Here is a 277-nt window from a genome sequence, read left to right as displayed (position 1 = left end):
TCCGGAACAAGCTGAAAATTGAAACGACATGTCGTCTCATTCCTCCGTAATAAGGAATGGGAATACGATATGTTCGAGTCTCTCAAATTTTCACAACATCGATTGTGTCTCACGAGACATCTTCGGGTTGTGAGGTTAAGCGACTAAGCGTACACGGTGGATGCCCTGGCAGTCAGAGGCGATGAAGGACGTGCTAATCTGCGATAAGCGTCGGTAAGGTGATATGAACCGTTATAACCGACGATTTCCGAATGGGGAAACCCAGTGCAATTCGTTG

At 46.9% G+C, this 277-nt stretch carries 1 rRNA gene; it reads left to right on the top strand.

The window, feature by feature from the left end:
* Positions 1-133: 133 nt before the first annotated feature.
* Positions 134-277, top strand: a 23S ribosomal RNA gene (locus GBAG_RS21770); the annotation flags it as partial.

It is taken from the genome of Buttiauxella agrestis ATCC 33320, from assembly GCF_000735355.1.
In the GTDB taxonomy this organism is placed as follows: Bacteria; Pseudomonadota; Gammaproteobacteria; order Enterobacterales; family Enterobacteriaceae; genus Buttiauxella; species Buttiauxella agrestis.
The sequence above is the reverse complement of the archived record's forward strand: the minus strand, read 5'-3'. Positions and strand labels throughout refer to the sequence as shown.